Origin of the sequence: Synechococcus sp. H55.11, from assembly GCF_047462475.1 — a bacterium.
GTDB lineage: Bacteria > Cyanobacteriota > Cyanobacteriia > Thermostichales > Thermostichaceae > Thermostichus.
Genome location: NZ_JANSJI010000283.1, coordinates 1 through 14,327, shown reverse-complemented (window position 1 = coordinate 14,327; position 14,327 = coordinate 1). Strand labels below are relative to the sequence as shown.

17 protein-coding genes are annotated in these 14,327 nt (G+C 60.6%); 9 read left to right on the top strand and 8 right to left on the bottom strand.

Annotated features, from left to right (window positions below):
* Window positions 1–133: 133 nt before the first annotated feature.
* Window positions 134–391 (bottom strand): phosphoribosylformylglycinamidine synthase subunit PurS, encoded by a 258-nt coding sequence (purS, locus tag NW853_RS11355; protein ID WP_414335961.1) that lies wholly within the window; start codon window positions 389–391, stop codon window positions 134–136.
* Window positions 392–453: 62 nt separating this feature from the next.
* Between purS and NW853_RS11350 the strand changes: the two genes are divergently transcribed.
* The gene (locus NW853_RS11350; RefSeq protein WP_414335959.1) at window positions 454–1,227 is read left to right on the top strand and encodes an ABC transporter permease; all 774 of its coding nucleotides are present in this window, start codon (window positions 454–456) and stop codon (window positions 1,225–1,227) included.
* Between the two features lie 25 nt (window positions 1,228–1,252).
* Complete coding sequence (locus NW853_RS11345) at window positions 1,253–1,981, top strand: 2-phosphosulfolactate phosphatase family protein (protein ID WP_414335962.1); 729 nt, start codon at window positions 1,253–1,255, stop codon at window positions 1,979–1,981.
* A 53-nt stretch (window positions 1,982–2,034) separates the two neighbouring features.
* Here the strand turns inward: NW853_RS11345 and NW853_RS11340 are convergent, their stop codons facing one another.
* On the bottom strand, window positions 2,035–2,319 hold the full coding sequence (locus tag NW853_RS11340) for a hypothetical protein (RefSeq protein WP_414335958.1): 285 nt from the start codon (window positions 2,317–2,319) through the stop codon (window positions 2,035–2,037).
* A 217-nt stretch (window positions 2,320–2,536) separates the two neighbouring features.
* Here NW853_RS11340 and argC point away from each other — a divergent pair, with 217 nt between their 5' ends.
* Together argC and NW853_RS11330 are read left to right on the top strand one after the other, a co-directional pair.
* Window positions 2,537–3,643: an N-acetyl-gamma-glutamyl-phosphate reductase gene (gene argC, locus NW853_RS11335; protein WP_414335956.1), complete on the top strand. Its 1,107-nt coding sequence runs from the start codon at window positions 2,537–2,539 to the stop codon at window positions 3,641–3,643.
* Between the two features lie 38 nt (window positions 3,644–3,681).
* Window positions 3,682–5,091, top strand: a complete 1,410-nt coding sequence (locus NW853_RS11330; protein ID WP_414335954.1) for a hypothetical protein — start codon at window positions 3,682–3,684, stop codon at window positions 5,089–5,091.
* Window positions 5,092–5,121: 30 nt separating this feature from the next.
* Here NW853_RS11330 and NW853_RS11325 read toward each other — a convergent pair whose 3' ends face one another.
* Window positions 5,122–5,784 (bottom strand): Uma2 family endonuclease, encoded by a 663-nt coding sequence (locus NW853_RS11325; RefSeq protein ID WP_414349057.1) that lies wholly within the window; start codon window positions 5,782–5,784, stop codon window positions 5,122–5,124.
* 135 nt (window positions 5,785–5,919) lie between these two features.
* On the bottom strand, window positions 5,920–6,744 hold the full coding sequence (locus tag NW853_RS11320) for a creatininase family protein (protein WP_414349058.1): 825 nt from the start codon (window positions 6,742–6,744) through the stop codon (window positions 5,920–5,922).
* Window positions 6,745–6,910: 166 nt separating this feature from the next.
* Between NW853_RS11320 and NW853_RS11315 the strand changes: the two genes are divergently transcribed.
* The gene (locus tag NW853_RS11315; RefSeq protein WP_414349056.1) at window positions 6,911–7,324 is read left to right on the top strand and encodes a hypothetical protein; all 414 of its coding nucleotides are present in this window, start codon (window positions 6,911–6,913) and stop codon (window positions 7,322–7,324) included.
* Here the strand turns inward: NW853_RS11315 and NW853_RS11310 are convergent.
* Window positions 7,321–8,592, bottom strand: coding sequence for an aspartate aminotransferase family protein (locus NW853_RS11310; protein WP_414333539.1), 1,272 nt, complete (start codon window positions 8,590–8,592; stop codon window positions 7,321–7,323). The two genes, NW853_RS11315 and NW853_RS11310, sit on opposite strands and share 4 nt — an antisense overlap.
* Window positions 8,593–8,695: 103 nt before the next feature.
* On the opposite strand from NW853_RS11310, the gene cysC reads away from it, so the two are divergent.
* The 3 genes from cysC (at window position 8,696) to lspA (ending at window position 10,270) form a co-directional block, all read left to right on the top strand.
* Complete coding sequence (gene cysC, locus NW853_RS11305) at window positions 8,696–9,235, top strand: adenylyl-sulfate kinase (protein WP_414333538.1); 540 nt, start codon at window positions 8,696–8,698, stop codon at window positions 9,233–9,235.
* Window positions 9,236–9,321: 86 nt separating this feature from the next.
* Entirely contained in the window at window positions 9,322–9,546 is a 225-nt protein-coding gene (locus NW853_RS11300) for a hypothetical protein (RefSeq protein ID WP_414333537.1), read from the top strand.
* Window positions 9,547–9,754: 208 nt separating this feature from the next.
* Window positions 9,755–10,270: a signal peptidase II gene (gene lspA, locus NW853_RS11295; RefSeq protein ID WP_414333548.1), complete on the top strand. Its 516-nt coding sequence runs from the start codon at window positions 9,755–9,757 to the stop codon at window positions 10,268–10,270.
* Between the two features lie 156 nt (window positions 10,271–10,426).
* On the opposite strand, the gene NW853_RS11290 is transcribed toward lspA, so the two are convergent.
* Window positions 10,427–11,422, bottom strand: coding sequence for a carotenoid biosynthesis protein (locus NW853_RS11290; RefSeq protein WP_414333535.1), 996 nt, complete (start codon window positions 11,420–11,422; stop codon window positions 10,427–10,429).
* Between the two features lie 205 nt (window positions 11,423–11,627).
* Here NW853_RS11290 and NW853_RS11285 point away from each other — a divergent pair, with 205 nt between their 5' ends.
* Complete coding sequence (locus tag NW853_RS11285; protein WP_414349055.1) at window positions 11,628–12,518, top strand: M23 family metallopeptidase; 891 nt, start codon at window positions 11,628–11,630, stop codon at window positions 12,516–12,518.
* Between the two features lie 164 nt (window positions 12,519–12,682).
* Here the strand turns inward: NW853_RS11285 and NW853_RS11280 are convergent, their stop codons facing one another.
* Window positions 12,683–13,348: a hypothetical protein gene (locus NW853_RS11280; RefSeq protein ID WP_414333531.1), complete on the bottom strand. Its 666-nt coding sequence runs from the start codon at window positions 13,346–13,348 to the stop codon at window positions 12,683–12,685.
* A 310-nt stretch (window positions 13,349–13,658) separates the two neighbouring features.
* Window positions 13,659–14,327, bottom strand: a complete 669-nt coding sequence (locus NW853_RS11275; protein WP_414349054.1) for an NUDIX hydrolase — start codon at window positions 14,325–14,327, stop codon at window positions 13,659–13,661.

The following is a 14,327-nucleotide window of genomic DNA, read 5'->3' as shown; positions in this document are numbered from 1 at the left end:
GCCCAGCCCTTAAACCTAGGCTTCCCCAATCGCCTTGCCAAACTGTCTTTGTCGATATACCCTGCTGGCTCTACAGTGGGGGTCTTCCCACCGCGAAAGCTCGATCAACCCCCAATCATGCGAACCCCGCAAATTAACCCTCGATGGGATCCACTTGGATTTGATAGGTCTCGATCACCGGGTTGGCCAGCAGTTGGTCGCACAGCTCGCCCACCTGGCGTCGGGCAGTTTCGGCGTCGGGAGCCTCTAGCTGCAGTTGGATGTGCTTGCCGATACGCACCTGCCGCACCTGGGTGTGCCCCAACTGATGTAGGCTGGACTGGACGGCGGCCCCGGCAGGATCGAGCACAGAGGGGCGCAGGTGAATCTGGATCTGGGCCTGGAACTGCATAAAATGGGAGCTGGATCTGTTACCAGTGTATCAGTCGGATCGTCACGGCTTTGGGTGCAGACATGGATGCGACGCGCGTGGTGGCCATTGCCCACAACGTTTTCCGAGAAACGATTCGGGATCGGATTCTCTACCTGGTGATGGTATTTGCGGTGGCCATGCTGGGAGCCATTGTTTTGATCCCGCAGGTGGCTAACCAAGCCCACAACAAGATTATTGCCGACTTGGGGTTGGCGGCCATTCACTTCTTTGGGCTGATCGTGGCCATTTTCGTTGGCACAGGGCTGGTGAATAAAGAGATCGAAAAGCGCACCGTCTATGTGCTGATTGCCAAACCCATGAGCCGGGCAGAGTTCATTGTCGGCAAGCATCTGGGCCTGTCGGCTCTGCTGTCGGTGCTGGTGCTGCTGATGACGGCCGTTTTTCTGCTGAGTTTGCTGGTGGTGCAGGCTCCGATTCCCCTTTTGGCCGTTTCCTGGGCGGCGGCCTTTACTTTCTTGGAGCTGGCGCTGATTGTCGCCGCCGCCCTGCTATTCGGGGTTTTTACCTCTTCAATTTTGGCTACGCTCTACACCATTGCCCTGTTCCTGATGGGCCATGCCAGCCGTGCTCTGTTGCAATTGAGCAAGTTGGTGGAAGATGGCGGGTTGGGCAAAGTGTTCGAGATGATCTACTGGGTGTTGCCGGATCTGGAGCGCCTCAACCTGAGAGACGCTGCCGTTTACGGCCAAGTTCCCCCTCCGGCAGAACTTCTCGTAGATGCACTTTACGGCTTGGTTTACACCCTTTTGCTGCTAATTCTGGCGGTGTTGGTGTTTGCCCGGCGTGAGTTTTAACGTTTTCGCTCCTCACCCTTTTCCCATGCGCTTTTCCCACTTCTACACGCCCGAACAGGTGCCTCTATCCGGGATCCCAGAGTGCGCGGTGGCCATCGATGTGCTGCGGGCCACCACCACCATTGCCACAGCGCTGGCAGCAGGGGCAGAGGCGGTACAGGTGTTTGCTCACTTGCAACAGCTCCAGGAGGCAAGCCAAAACTGGCCGGCTTGCAAGCGGCTTTTGGCGGGGGAACGGGGGGGCAAAGCAGTGGCAGGGTTCGATCTGGGCAATTCCCCCCTCGACTACACCCCCGACCGCGTGCAAGACAAGCGCATCTTCCTGAGCACCACCAACGGCACGCGCAGCCTGCAGCGCCTAGAAGGGATCCCGGTGGTGATCACGGCGGCCCTGGTGAACTTGGGAGCGGTGGTGGAATTTCTCAGACAAGGAGCTTTTGCCGAAGTGTGGCTGGTGGGATCCGGCTGGGAAGGTGCCTTTTCGTTGGAAGACACCGCCTGTGCCGGGGCGATTTTGCATCGCTTGGGCTGCTCGTTGGAGCAGTTGGGCAACGACGAAGCGGTGGCCGCCCTAGCTCTCTACCAAACTTGGCAGGAGGATCTCCTGGGTCTGTTGCGGCACTCTAGCCACGGGCAGCGGCTGTTGGGGCTTGGGCCGGAAAACGACAGGGATCTGGCCTATTGTGCTGAGCTGGATCGGCTCTCGGTGGTGCCCCGACAGGTTCAACCAGGGGTTTTGGCCAACAACAGGTAGTCCCTACAGCTCTTGGCCGGATCTCGACAGGCTGGATGTGGGCTCGTCTCCGACTAGCCCGCTTTTGCTGTATCGGGAGCAATGCTCAACGCTTTCTGGTGTAGCCACGCCTGCCATTCCCCCGGGATCAGCTTGTTGTGAAATGCATCGCCGGAAACAAACATATCCCGCTGATTCTGGGCCAAGACAAAAATGGAGCGGCGGTCGAAATGGGAGGTGAGCTTGTAGAGGGTGTAGGGACCTTCGGAGTAGAGGGTCAGGGTTTCTTGATCCAGACCATGGCGGCTGCTTTGGCCGTAGGCTCGCAGAACAATGTTGATCAATCGCTCATAGTGCATAGACCGAAGATGATGAAGCTACCCAGACAGACACAAAGAAAGATAGAAGCCGCTGCCAAGGCCGAAGCAGCTCCGGTGAGCCCAGCATAACAAATCCCACTGGGTTGCTGGGCAATACCCGTGCGGATGAACAAGATGCAGGGGCAAATGCGGCGGAAAAATGCGATAGAACTTAAGGCAAGCCATCATGTAACTTCTCCTGCACAGGCAGCTCCCCATGGCCAATATGGCGCCCCGCTCCTTCCCACCCGTCGATCCCGTCCGCGTCGCCATTGTCGGGGCTTCCGGGTATGGAGGAGTGCAATTGGTGCGGCTGCTGAGCGAGCATCCCGGCGTGCAGCTTACCTACTTGGCCGGCCAGGACAGTGCCGGCAAGCGCTATGGGGATCTCTATCCCCAGTTGGCCCAGGTGGTGGATCTGACCGTGCAGCCGGTAGAGGTGGATCGCATTGCCGCCAGCAGCCAGGTGGTGTTTTTGTCTTTGCCCAATGGGCTGGCGGCGGACCTGGCCCCGCCTTTGCTGGCCAAAGGCTGCAAAGTTCTAGATCTCTCGGCAGACTACCGCTTCCGCAACCTGGCCACCTACCAATCGTGGTACCGCCTGGGGCAGACGGATCCCAACTGGCCCAGCCCTGCCTATCGCCAAGCCAATGAGCAGGCGGTCTATGGGCTGCCAGAGCTGTATCGCGAGGCGATTGCCCAAGCCCAACTGGTGGGCTGTCCCGGCTGCTATCCCACCGCCTCGTTGCTGGCAGTGGCCCCGCTGCTGCGGCAGGGGTTGGTGGAGCTGGACAGCCTCATTTTCGACGCCAAGTCCGGCGTTTCGGGGGCAGGTCGCACCCCCAAGGTGGGATCCCTGTTTGCCGAGGTGGACGGCTCGCTGGCGGCCTATGGCGTGGCCCAACACCGGCATACGCCCGAGATCGAGCAGGGCTGTGCCGACCTGACCCACACGCCCATCACTGTGCAATTTACGCCCCACCTGGTGCCCATGGTGCGGGGCATCCACGTTACGTTGTACGCCAACCTGCGGGATCCCGGCTTTGTGGGGGAAGACTTGCTCACTATCTACAATGCTTTTTATCGCCAATCCCCCTGGGTGAGGGTGCTGCCGCGGGGGGTTTACCCGCAAACCAAATGGGTCTCCGGCACCAACACCTGCCTGATTGGGCTGGAGGTGGACACCCGCACCAACCGGGTTATCGTCCTGTCGGTCATCGACAACCTGATGAAGGGGCAAGCCGGGCAGGCAGTGCAGTGTCTCAACTTGATGATGGGATGGCCGGAAACGTTGGGTTTACCGCGGCTGGCCTTCTACCCCTAGCTATAATGCCGGTAATCCCCTTGAGGCCACCTCTGTCCATGTCTGAGCCCCTGGATCCTTCTTCCGCTTCCGAGCCCCACAATGCCTCGCCCAGCACTGCCGCGGATCCCGTCAATGGCGCTGCTGAGGGCCTGAACTGGGAGGAGCTGTGGCGGCAACTGGAGGCGGGCTGGCAGGATCTGCCCCGGCGCTCCGAAGAAACGGTGCAACAAACCCTGGCCCGCCTGCAACTGGAGTGGGGCGGGCTGTGCCGAGAGGCGCGGGATCGGCTGCAGGCAGCTCTGGACAGGGCAAGAAGTGCAACTTCTCCAGAGCCCATCCGGCAAGAGCTGCAAGCCCTCCTGCCCTTGCTTAACCCCTGCCAATGGGAGGTGGTCATTGGCTCTTTGGGGCGGGCTGCCGATCGAGCCTGGGTGGCCAGCCTGTTGTATCACGGCCTGCAGGAGCCGGCGGAAACCGATTCCTGGGTGCTGAGCTCTGAGCAACGCTCTGCTCTGGAGGCGATGAGTGCCCGTGCCTATGGCAACAGCCGCCTGCCTCTTGTGATGGACAAAACTGGCCAGATCCAGGTGACAGCCTCAGCCGCCTTGTTAGTCACCTTGATTGCCATCGAGATTGGCAGTGTGGGTTCGGCAGGTGCTTTGTCCTTGTTGGGCACACCGGAGCTGCGCAGGCTCTTGAATGCCGAGGGCAAGCTGCGGCGAACCGGTTTGAAACAGGGACGCACTGCTCTCACGCAAGAAGAATGGCAAACCCTGCGCCGTTGGCTGGATCCCAAGGGATCCCCCCCCGACTGGTACCTCAATCTCACCCAAGTGGGGATCCAGACCACCCAGGTGGGGGACTATGCGGCCCGGCGGCTGCGGGAGTTTTTCCAGAGCGAGTGGATTAAGCTCGTGATCCCCCCCCTGTATCACCTGGTCATCGATGCAGTGCGGCTGCTGACGGGAGAAGTGTTTCTCAGTGTGGGCACCACCCTGGAATCGGCCTTGGAATCAGCAGAGGCAGGGCGACGGCTGGAGTTGGTGCTGCAAGCCTTGCCCCAGGCGCGGAATATTCCCGACCCCGACCGGATCCAGGCCGCCATCCCTGCCGTGGTGGAGGCTGCCGAGAAAGCCCTTCGACCCCTGCTGGCACGACAGTTGATGACGGTGGCCAACATCTTCGATCCGCCCATCCGCAACGAGAGCTTAAATGAGTTGGGGCGGCAGCTCAACCTCTGGAACCCCTTCCAGTTTTTGCTCACCTGGGGCACAGCCGGCTGGCTGGCGGCCCTTTTGGATCGGATTGAGGAACTGCAGCAGACCTACCCGGAAATGCCTCTGTGGGAGAGCTATCGCCAGGGCGTTGAGACGGCAGCACAAGCTCCACGAGTGATGGATCAGGCAGAGGCCCTGCGCCTTACCGCCAAGAGCTTGGATCCCAAGATAGAAGAATCAGAAGACTGACCTCTCCTGAAATCTTGATCAGCGGTGGCCTCAAGCCTGGCGTTGGAGCTGTTGCAGGAGCCAGTTGGCCGCAGCGGTGTTGGTCTCGTTGGCCAACCGTTCTAGGGCTTGCTCGAGAAGCGCCATCGGCAGGCCCGCCAGCACCTCTGACTGGGCAATGGCCCGATAGCGCCTGTCCTCGGCCAGCCCAAAGGCAAAAACGCGCCGCCCTTTGACATCGATGACCCAGTACTCAGGAATGCCCAGGCTGGCGTAGAGCTGCTTCTGCTCGTCCAGGTCAAGGCTGAGGGTAGTGTCGGCAATTTCGCCCACCAGGTCAGGGGGTCTTTGGAAACGCAAATCAATCCGCCGCGGCTCGCCAGCTTGGTACCTGGGGATGTTCTCCCCTTTGTAGAGCACCAGGTCGGGGGCACAGGCGTGGGTTTCTGGGTACTCAATCAGACAGCGACCGTAGGACTGCAGGGGCACATCCGGGTGGAGAAAGGCCCAAAACCCAAAAATGATGGTGATGAAATCGCTGACGGAGGCGTGCTCTGGCCCTTCTTTGCCCATGTTGACCCACAACCAGCCCTGGTAAAAAGAAATCTTCTGCCAGTCCAGGGTGGGATGGTTGCCAATGGTCAGGTAGTCCTGCCAAGTGGCGTCGTGCCGCTCGAGGATGGGAGGGGTGGCTGGCTTTGAGGCAAGAACCATTGCTCTCCCCTCACAGGGTAGGGGAACTTCCCCTCAAGCCTATCACCCGTCCTGGCGAAGTCGCTGCTTCCGCTCCTGAGAAGCAGGCTAGGGTTGGCCAGAAGCCTCAGAAGGTAAAGACATCTGCCGGGATCCCTACCTTGGCAGCGGGTCTTTGCGCCAAGCCTGGGGCTGCTGGAACTTGTACAGATCCCGGATCAGCCGCACCCAGCCATCGGCCATGGACTCCACCAAAAGTTTGCCTTTTTCCGGCGTGGCGGCGGTGGCATCCCCCAGGACGCCGCTCTGGCTGAGGTCGCGAGTTGTCCAGGCAAAAGAGAGCCGCCCTTCCAGGCTAATCAGGCTGTCTTCCGGCAGATCCTGAGGGTACTCGCAGACCAAGCGGTCAGTTCGTACTGTCTCGGGCAACAGGTACATCAGCATGCTGGTCTCGCCGTCGCCGGCATGGATGCCCAGTTCCCGTTCTTTCGGGGTCATCAGCTCCTGGCCTTGGTGGGGAACGCGCCAGACGGAGATGGGGAAAAGGAGGAAGTCTTCGTGCTTCTGGTGCAGGTCGCGGGCCACAATCTGCAGCACTTCGGGCTGGCCGCCGTGGGAGTTGAGGAACACCAGCTTGCGAAACCCGGCCCGGTAAATGCTTTCGGCCACTTCGGTCAGCACCGCCATCAGGGTTTGCGCCGAGAGGGTGATGGTGCCCGGAAAATGCCAGTGCTCGTTGGCTTTGCCGTAGCACTGGGTGGGCAGGACATAGGCCGGGATCCCCGGCTCTAGTTTTTCCATGGCCCGCCCGATGATTGCGGTGCCGATGCAGGCATCCACCACCAGGGGCAGGTGGGGCCCGTGTTGCTCGATCGAGGCTACGGGCTGGATGATCACCACATTCTCTTTGTCGGGCATGGCCTGGATCTCCGTCCAGGTCAGGTAGGGGAAAAAGCGGTGGGGTGGGATAAAGGTGTGCATCATGGCGGGATCCGGTTGCAAGGAATTTCGAGGAGCCTTGCCTGCAAGACTAGCACCTTGGGCAATCTCTGCTTCCGACGGGATCCCCTCGCAGAACCTGAGAAGGCGTCTCTTAAGATCAGGTGTAGTTTGTCTCGATCGTTCCTAAGCGGAAGCCAGCCGTTCCATGACCCTGTGGCCCTGTCTGCCTGCTCAATGTGGCTCTGGTGAGGAGCCCCCCCTTAGAGGACGTCCTCTGCCTGCTGGGAGGACGGAAGTAGGGAGTGTCCTCACCTCACCCCGCCGCCTTCTAGCTTTGCCGGGGTCGCAGGCCACCCTCTACGTGGAGCTGATTCAGGTTTCTCTCCACAATCTTGAGGCGGGATCCCCGGCGCTGCTGTGGGTGCGGCCCCTGTTGCTCGAGCAGGGATCCCAAGTTTTAAACCTGCAATCCACTTCGGATTTGCTCTGGCCGGCTGACGGTTTTGTCCCGGCCTACGCCGAGGAGGTACTGCCCCTGCTAGAGCAGGCCAGGGATCCCTTGCCCCATGAGGCCCGCCAGCGGCTGCAGGCGTTTTTGCAACAGCTCTACCAGGGCTAAGCTTGCCAGGACTCTGTCCCGCCATCGCCAACGGCTAAGCTCTGCAGAGCCGATTCCAGCCGCGCCAGCGCCTCGTCAATCTCCTTTGGCGTGACGATCAAGGGGGGCACAAAGCGCACCACCTGAGATCCCGCCGGCACCAGCAGTAGCCCCTGCTCCAGGGCCGCCCTGACCACCTCAGCCGCCGGGATGCGCACCACCAAACCCTGGATCAGGCCCCAGCCGCGCACCTCTTGAACAAGCTGCGGAAACTGCCTTGCCAGGCGAGACAGCCCCTGGCGCAGATAGGCTCCTGCCTGCTGGGCATTCCAAACCAGGCTTTCGGCCATCAGGGTGTGGCAAACCGCCAGGCCCACTGCACAGGCCAAGGGATTGCCGCCAAAGGTGCTGGCGTGATCCCCTGGCTGAAACACGGCGCAAAACTCTTTGGCCAAGAGGGCGCCAATCGGGATCCCACCGGCGAGACCCTTGGCCAAGGTGAACACATCCGGCTCCACTCCCAAGTTGCAGTAGCCCCAGAGCCTGCCGCTGCGCCCCATGCCCACCTGCACCTCATCCAACATCAGCAGGATGCCCCGCTCGCTGCAGACCCGGCGCAGCCACTGGAAGTAGGCGGGATCTCCTGGGACAACCCCCCCCTCCCCCTGCAGCGGCTCCAGCAGCACGGCACACACCCGCTCGCCCCAGCGCTCCAACACCACCGCCGTACCCTCGAGATCGTTGTAGGGAACGTAATCGAAGCCGGGCACCAGAGGGGCAAAGTCTTTTTGGTATTTCGGCTGGCCGGTGGCGGTAATGGTGGCCAGGGTGCGTCCATGAAAGCTGGCCTGGGCGGTGAGGATCACCGGATCCTGGATCCCGCGCACCGTATGGGCGTACTTGCGGGCCAGCTTGATGGCGCCTTCATTGGCCTCTGCCCCCGAGTTGCAAAAAAACACCTTATCGGCACAGGAGTGCTGGGTCAGCCATTGGGCCAGTTGCGCCTGCGGCTGGTTGTAGTAGAGGTTGGAAACATGGTGCAACTGTTGCGCCTGCTGCGTCAGCGCCTGGATCCAAGCGGGGTGGGCATGGCCCAACGTGCAGGTGGCAATGCCGGCCACAAAATCCAGGTACTCCCGCCCCTCTTCATCCCAAACCCGGCAGCCTTCCCCCCGCACCAAGGTCAGAGGATAGCGAGCGTAGGTGGACATCACATGCTGCTCGAACAGCTCGGCAGTGGTCGCGGATTGCGAGGGGGTATCGACGAGAGAAGAGCTCAGCGGTGACATGGCCGGCGGCAAGACAGAGAGAGAATGGACAGTGATTCGAGTGTATCACTCTGCTCTGAGGATGCTATTCTGACGAAGCTCTAAGGAGACGGGATCCACACCCATGGGGCGGCGGGGGGTAACAGTCTGGTTTACGGGGCTCAGCGGCGCGGGCAAAACCACCCTGAGCTGCGGTGTGGCCCAGCAGTTGCAGGCTCTGGGGCTGGCGGTGGAAGTGCTCGATGCAGACCTGGTGCGGCAACACCTGACCAAAGGGCTCGGCTTCAGCAAAGAAGATCGGGATGAGAACGTTCGCCGCATCGGCTTTGTGGCAGAGATGCTGACCCGCCACGGGGTGATCGTGCTGGTGTCGGCCATTTCCCCTTATCGGGCCACCCGGCAGGAGGTGCGGCGGCAGATCGGCAACTTCATCGAAGTCTTTGTGGATGCCCCCCTAGAGGTATGCGAACGTCGGGATGTCAAGGGCCTCTATCGCAAAGCGCGGGCAGGTCTCATCCAGCATTTTACCGGCATCGACGATCCCTACGAGCCGCCGGAATGTCCAGAGGTGGTGTGCAAAACCGCCGAGCAAAGCATCTCTGAATGTATCGAATTGGTGATGCAAAGCCTGAGAATTCACGGCTATCTCCAACAATTCTCCTAGCTTAATAGAGCGCTGGGCCTGGCGGGTTTGGGATCCCTTGTGGGAAGATATGAACAAGCATTTCGTTTCTGAGAATCAAGGTAGCTATGGCAGTGACTCGTGCCGGACGAACCTCTGTGATGCGGGGCAGCAGCGAAGGAAACCCTGCCAAGTTCATGGAAATGGCCAGCTCTTTGCTCAACACCCGCACCCGCCAAGGCAGTGGCAAAAAGGTTGAAGATCGCTCCTCCTACGGCAAGGCGGGCAATCCGCAAGAGTTTCTGCAGATGGCCAGTGAGTTGCGCCGATCCCTGGAGCAACAGGGTCGGTAGCTGCCCTTGTCCTCTTCTCTGGACTGTGGGATCCCCGTCTGGCTCAGCCAGGCGGGTGCTTTTCTTTGTCCTCATTGAGCTCTCCAGACAGACAACCCCCAAGCCTTGCCCCTGCGGTTTGTCACCCACAGGCGGGAGAGAGAATGTCAGGATGGGAAAAGTGCTCCTCTGAGCGCTATTGCCAGTGGACGTGGTGAAGCAAAAGAGCATGAAAAACACGGGCTTTTGGCTGGCCGGGATCCTGGGCGTGATCCTGGATCAGGCGACCAAGCGCTGGGCGGTGGAGCGGCTGCTGCCGGGGCCGGAAATCGAGCTGTGGCCGGGGGTGTTTCACCTCACCTATGTGGAAAATACCGGCGCCGCCTGGAGCCTGTTTGCCGATTCGGCAGAGTTCCTCAAGTGGGTCTCGTTGGGGGTAGCGGTGGCGCTGGCGCTGCTGGCGATTCGCGGCGGCAGCCTGGGCCGTTGGGAACAGGCGGGCTACGGTCTGGTCTGGGCAGGAGCGGTAGGGAACGGCATCGACCGCTTTCTCAACGGCTACGTGGTGGATTTTTTTAATCTGGTTTGGATCCGCTTTCCGGTGTTTAACGTGGCGGATGTGGCCATCAACCTTGGGGTGGCCTGCTTGCTGATCGGCTTGCTACAGGACAAATCAAAGGAAACGGAACCGGCTTCCACTTCGCCTCATCCAGAAAAAAAGTCTGGCCATGGCGGCAGCAGTTAAGTTAACAAACTACCCCACCGCTGCCGCGACTTGGGCTCCATTTTGGGTGGCCCCGAAGGATCCCCCCATTCGTCCAGGCAGATATGGGCCAGCAAGAGGGGTGAGCACCGAAAGGGCTACAGGGCACTGTTGCTCCCTCATAACTACGCCAGGCAGCTATTTCACCCCCGCCCAGCCAGGATCCTCCAGCGCCTGCCAGGTTCGAGCTGCCTCTCCTTCAACCGCTTCGGGATGGGAGGGTGCAGGCGGAGCGCTCCACCACAACCCCAAAGCCGGCCCCAACCCCAACAACAGGCCCAGCCCCGCCGGCGCGAAGATGCCGGATCCCAGGCTCATCAGCAGGGCAAAAGCAAAATTGGCTACATAAAGCACCAGCGGCCCCAACAACTGGCGGCGGTTCAACACAGGCTGATCTTTCCCCCAGAGGAGGTTGGCTACGGTCATAAAGGCGGCCCCGGTCAGCATCCAACCGCCGAAGTTTTGCAACGGCATGCCAAAGAAGGGCCCCGGCTGAAACCACGTCCAAAAGGGGATCAAGCCGCGGGTCATGGCCGGATCCAGCACGAAGTCCCAAGCGGTGAGCAGCAGCGCCCCCAACAGGATGGCCTCGCAGTGGATCAGCCAGTGGCGACCCGCTTGCAGCGCCACCCGCGCCAACAGGTAAGAGGACAGCCCCACGTAAAACCAAGACAGAGGAATGGTAAAAGGCACCAACCCGGCGATCTTGTAGCCCAGGCCGCTGAGGTAGCCGTAGTCGCCAAAGGGGATCCCTGTACTGGTGCCCAACAGCTCGCTGGCCAGGGAGATGCCCACCGCCGGGATCAAAAACATCAACAGGCGCCGCACTCCCAACAGTCGGGATCCCATCAAAGCCGCCGCCAGCGCCCCGAACACCATGTAGGCAACGCCGCCATTGCCCATGCTCCAGGAGAAGGCTTGAATGCCAACGGGGGGCAAACTGGCCACCCACTCAGGATGGGGTACAACCCAAAGCAACCCTGCCAACCCGAAGAGCAAAGACAGAATGTGCAAACCCAGCGCCAAAGCTTCCAGCCGCCGCCAAATTGAGCCGGACAGAGGCAGAACACTTCGCCAAACAGAAAGCTGCAAAGACGGACTGACGAGAACACCAGAGGACGAGAACCAACGCATGAGAAACTCCAGGAGAGTGGTTAAGCAAAGCCGCTCTGCCTCTCTACCGCTCCTACAACGGCTGAGGAGAAAAGCGGGTGGCCTGGGAAGAAAGCCCAACTCCAAGAACGAACCCGCTTGCTTGCGGGCCGGCCTACTTGGGATGGCTCCCTGGACAGAGGTGTCACTGCTGCTAACGGTGACACTGCTGATATTTTGCTGTCTATTGTATCAATTCGTAAACATCCCCTCTGTCTTTGCCCAGGGCCTGCCCCTACCTCGGTGGCAGGGATCCCTGGTGGGGGTGTACGCCCAGTTGGCCCGGGCTGTGGAGCGCCGGGACTGGTCTCAGGCCCTGCGCCTGGTGGATCTCTTGTATCGGCAGTCGCAGGATCCGGCTCAGCGTCAGGAGCTGGAAAACTATCGGCTGGCGCTGGAGAGCCATCGCTCTGCCGATGGGGATGCGCCGCTGCCCCAGTGGCCGTTCTTGCACAAGCCCTTTGTCGGCGAATTTCCCGTCACCAACCTTTTCGACCACGATATGCCCCTGGGGGAGGAAGATGGCAACGGACGGTTTGTCAGTGGGCAAGGCCAAGTTTGGCTCCCTGGCCCGCTGCACCCCTGCGGCAAAAGCGATGGCCACGCCGGCTACGACTGGGCCATGCCGGTGGGTACGCCGATCTTGGCCGCCGCTTCAGGACGGGTCACCTTGGCGCGTCAAGAGCCGCAGTTTTTGTGTCCTGGCTTGGGCCGCCCGGTCAGGGGGTTGCGGGTGCGCATTCTGCACGAGCCAGGCGGCTTGGAAACCCTCTACGCCCACCTCAGCCAAATCCGGGTGCAGGAGGGACAGAGAGTGGCGGCAGGGGACGTAATCGGCCTGTCGGGCGACAGCGGCTGCGCCAGCGGGCCCCATCTCCATTTTGAGGTGCGCCGCCTTGATCAAACCAACTCCGGCCAGCCCGCTCCTGTCGATCCCTACGGGTGGTTTGGGTCTGGCCTGGATCCCTGGAGCCTGCATCCCCTGGGAGCAGAGAGCCTGTGGCTTTGGCAGGTGGGCCAAGCGCCCAGCCTAGGCGCCTGCTGGCAGGCTCAACAATTCTCCAGTCATCCTCAATAGGCTGGAGACGTTTCCCTCACCCCCGACCCCTCTCCCAGTGGGATCTCCCCTCACCCCCGACCCCTCTCCCAGTGGGAGAGGGGAGTTGCAGGGGACTGCTTCGCAGCAATTGGGAACGAATCCCAGCGGCCTATGCCTTGTCGCCAATCGAAAAACTTGGGATGCTACAGATCGCGGCGGACAAAGCCATCTCCTTCCCACTGGTAGAGGGTGGCGCGCGAGTCGCGGTTGGATCCCGGCACGCTGGAGATGACCAGGATCCCTTGGGGGCTGACCCGCAGGCTAGCATTGCTTAAGTCTGTTACGCTTAGCAACGGCACAAACCCCTCTAGCCGGTGTTCCAAGACCAAGACAGACCGCAGCAGGCTGATGCCCCCTCGCTCGGTGAGCAGCACCAACTTGGGCTGGGTGCTGGGGGTGATGTCGGTGCGCAGGTGAGCTTCCACCAACCGCCCTGGGATCGGCTCAGCCGTGTGGAGCAGGCGAAAATCGTATCCTCCCTGATGTCCAAAGCTGAGAACCCGCACCACCGGCTCCACTGTCGGCTGCCGCTGGATTTCAAACACGGCCACTACATCCTGACGATCGGAAGCGGTGAGGCTGGCCGCAAACAGGCGCAGGTTTTCGCCACGATTGCCACGGATGAAGTCCCACCAGATGGATTGACGAAATAGGGCAACAACTCCTTCGCGCGCGCTGCCCCCCTCAGAAACAGCCGGCAAAAGCGGAAGCATAGGCTGGGAATGGGCAGAACCAACGGCAGTTGGTAGGGTGACAACCAAGGCCACTCCCCAGGCTATGCGACCATAGGAATACAACAGCTTCCGCATATTTCCTCACCCCTCGACCCTAAAATTCTAGGAGACTCCAAGGCTTCTCCAGTTAACAAAATAGCCGGGATAAGGGATCCCTCTGATGTTCAATTCAACGTCGCGCCCACCTTGATGGTCAGGGGCGACTGACGCAAGAGATTGATCTATACTGGCTGCCGTAGATAACGCTAGAAAAAGCTGTACAAAAAAGTCGTAGTCATTATCAAATGGAACGGCTCGCTGGATCGATCCCTAACTCTCGCTCTGAGGGAGGGAAGCTAGGCAAGGCAAAGGTTCACCGGCAATTGCAATGGCCAGAGTTTGCCACTCATGTCTGGTTGCCACTTGGAGTAGCCCCCTTTTCTGCCGCCAAAAACAATTGGGCCCGCCAAAAGCAGGCGATAGATTTGCTATCAAAGTCCAGGCCAAAACGGGCCATTTCCGTTAGTTCAGCAGGCGAAAACTCCACGACGGCGATGTCTTCATCCTCGTCCTTGGCCGGTGGAGCATCCAGCACTTCCAGATCCCGCGCCAGGTAGGCGTACATGATCTCGCTGGAATAGCCGGGGCACAGATAAAATTGGCCGAGGGGATCCCAGCGGTGGGCGCGCAGGCCGGTTTCTTCTTCCAGCTCGCGGCGAATGGTTTCATCCGGATGTTCTCCCGGCTCGACGGTGCCGGCAGGAAATTCGTAAAGGTAGGCGGCGACGGCAAAGCGATACTGGCGAATGCAGACGAACTTGCCTTCGGCAGTCACCGGCACGGCCACGACGCCGCCGGGGTGGATGAGGTACTCCCGCTCCCCCTCTGTGCCGTTGGGAAAGCGCAAGCGCTGGCTGACAAAAGTGTACTTGTGGCCGTGGAAGCGCAGGCGCTCGCGAAGGATCTGCGATGGGGTGTGCATGGCCAAGGTTCCCGAGAGAAAAGCCCCCCTCAGCTTAATGGTTGCCCGCCTTAGGGTAAAGTCGAGAGGCAAACCGCAGGAAGTGCAGGCCAT

Coding starts and splice junctions, on each gene's coding strand:
- cysC (WP_414333538.1), top strand. CDS start 8,696: ATGGGGCGGCGGGGGGTAACAGTCTGGTTTACGGGGCTCAGCGGCGCG.
- NW853_RS11315 (WP_414349056.1), top strand. CDS start 6,911: ATGACCCTGTGGCCCTGTCTGCCTGCTCAATGTGGCTCTGGTGAGGAG.
- lspA (WP_414333548.1), top strand. CDS start 9,755: ATGAAAAACACGGGCTTTTGGCTGGCCGGGATCCTGGGCGTGATCCTG.
- NW853_RS11280 (WP_414333531.1), bottom strand. CDS start 13,348: ATGCGGAAGCTGTTGTATTCCTATGGTCGCATAGCCTGGGGAGTGGCC.
- NW853_RS11330 (WP_414335954.1), top strand. CDS start 3,682: ATGTCTGAGCCCCTGGATCCTTCTTCCGCTTCCGAGCCCCACAATGCC.
- NW853_RS11310 (WP_414333539.1), bottom strand. CDS start 8,592: ATGTCACCGCTGAGCTCTTCTCTCGTCGATACCCCCTCGCAATCCGCG.
- NW853_RS11350 (WP_414335959.1), top strand. CDS start 454: ATGGATGCGACGCGCGTGGTGGCCATTGCCCACAACGTTTTCCGAGAA.
- NW853_RS11320 (WP_414349058.1), bottom strand. CDS start 6,744: ATGCACACCTTTATCCCACCCCACCGCTTTTTCCCCTACCTGACCTGG.
- argC (WP_414335956.1), top strand. CDS start 2,537: ATGGCCAATATGGCGCCCCGCTCCTTCCCACCCGTCGATCCCGTCCGC.
- NW853_RS11325 (WP_414349057.1), bottom strand. CDS start 5,784: ATGGTTCTTGCCTCAAAGCCAGCCACCCCTCCCATCCTCGAGCGGCAC.
- purS (WP_414335961.1), bottom strand. CDS start 391: ATGCAGTTCCAGGCCCAGATCCAGATTCACCTGCGCCCCTCTGTGCTC.
- NW853_RS11345 (WP_414335962.1), top strand. CDS start 1,253: ATGCGCTTTTCCCACTTCTACACGCCCGAACAGGTGCCTCTATCCGGG.
- NW853_RS11290 (WP_414333535.1), bottom strand. CDS start 11,422: ATGCGTTGGTTCTCGTCCTCTGGTGTTCTCGTCAGTCCGTCTTTGCAG.
- NW853_RS11340 (WP_414335958.1), bottom strand. CDS start 2,319: ATGCACTATGAGCGATTGATCAACATTGTTCTGCGAGCCTACGGCCAA.
- NW853_RS11300 (WP_414333537.1), top strand. CDS start 9,322: ATGGCAGTGACTCGTGCCGGACGAACCTCTGTGATGCGGGGCAGCAGC.
- NW853_RS11275 (WP_414349054.1), bottom strand. CDS start 14,327: ATGGCCTGCACTTCCTGCGGTTTGCCTCTCGACTTTACCCTAAGGCGG.